This window comes from Stenotrophomonas sp. 278, assembly GCF_003935715.1.
Classification (GTDB): Bacteria; Pseudomonadota; Gammaproteobacteria; order Xanthomonadales; family Xanthomonadaceae; genus Stenotrophomonas; species Stenotrophomonas maltophilia_AH.
The window spans coordinates 1-1,174 of the sequence record NZ_RHPP01000294.1 but is presented as its reverse complement, the minus strand read 5'-3'; the positions used below and the strand labels follow the sequence as shown (position 1 = coordinate 1,174).

2 protein-coding genes are annotated in these 1,174 nt (G+C 70.2%); both read right to left on the bottom strand.

Annotated elements, in window-relative coordinates; all coding sequences use genetic code 11:
- A partial coding sequence (locus EGJ34_RS21755) for a DUF4350 domain-containing protein (RefSeq protein ID WP_148100559.1) occupies nucleotides 1-861 on the bottom strand: 861 nt, incomplete at its 3' end.
- The coding region (locus EGJ34_RS21750; protein WP_125362456.1) for a DUF4129 domain-containing protein at nucleotides 858-1,174 on the bottom strand (317 nt) is incomplete at its 5' end. The genes EGJ34_RS21755 and EGJ34_RS21750, both read right to left, overlap by 4 nt.

The window sequence follows — 1,174 nt, the reverse complement described above, 5'->3', positions numbered from 1 at the left end:
GCCCATGCGCTGCGCGCGCTGCCACAGCCAGCCCAGCAGGGCCAGCATCAGCGGCACCCATACCGGCCAGCCCTGGTAGAAGATGCGGTACCACAGCGTCGGCGGGCGCGAGCCATACACCAGCCACATCGTGCCCTTGCCGTAGTTGGGGGCCAGCAGGTAGCGGGTCAGGTCGCGATGGGAAACATCGTGCAGGCCGTCAGCCAGGCTGCCCTTCGGGTCGTCCGGGTCGAAGTGGTGGGGCGTGCCTTCCAGGAAGGTCATGTCCGAGACCACGTCGACGGTGCCCTGGCCCTTGCGCAACCGTACGAACACCAGGCCATCGTCGTCACCCCAGCGGCGCTCCACGCGCACGCCGTCCACGTCGTCCACTTCAAAGCGACGGCCACGGCAGAACTCGCTGTGGCCCGGATCGTCCGCCACGTGGAAGGGCTTGCAGGCGCTCTCGTAGAACTCGCTGTACACCCCCAGCGTATCCAGCAGGGTGCCCTGCGGCGCTTCGTCGCCCTTGAACCTCGGCGGCGTGCGCAGCAGCAGGTGGCCGCCGCGGTCCACCCACTCCAGCAGGGCGGAGGCGGTGGTCGGCGGCACGTCGGCGCTGTCCTTGAGCAGCAGCACGGTATCGCCTGGCTGCAGCGGCATGCGTGCCAGGTCCACGCGCGGCAGCGACTGGGCGGTGACGCCATCGGCGTGCAGCGCCCGGCTCAGCGCGTAGAGTGGGTTGTAGCTGGCCTCGCCCTGGGGCGGCAGGTGCTCGGTGCGGGTCACCCGCTCGTTGGTGCGCAGGAACAGAATGGTCAGCGGAATGCCGATCACCAGCAGTACCGCGGTCACCAACGCCCAGCGCAGACGGGAACTCATGCGCGCCACCCGAACTGCTGCCGCAGGGTGGTGGCCAGTTCGTCGAACTCTTCCGTCTCGGGCAGGCGACCGGCATAGGCGGCGTACTGCCATACCCGCACGATGCGCGCGAACAGGCTGCGGTCGGCTTCCTCGGGCATGCGCCGCGACGCGCGCAGGCACTGCGATTCGGTTGCACCTGGTGGCAGCACCACGTCGGCGCGCTCGCTCATGCTGTCCACGCTGGCGCGGTACAGCAGCGCCAGTGCCGCACGCGGTCGGCCCTGCTGCCAGAGGTCACGGGCGCGCGCGGCCGGGTCGGGCGGCACCACGT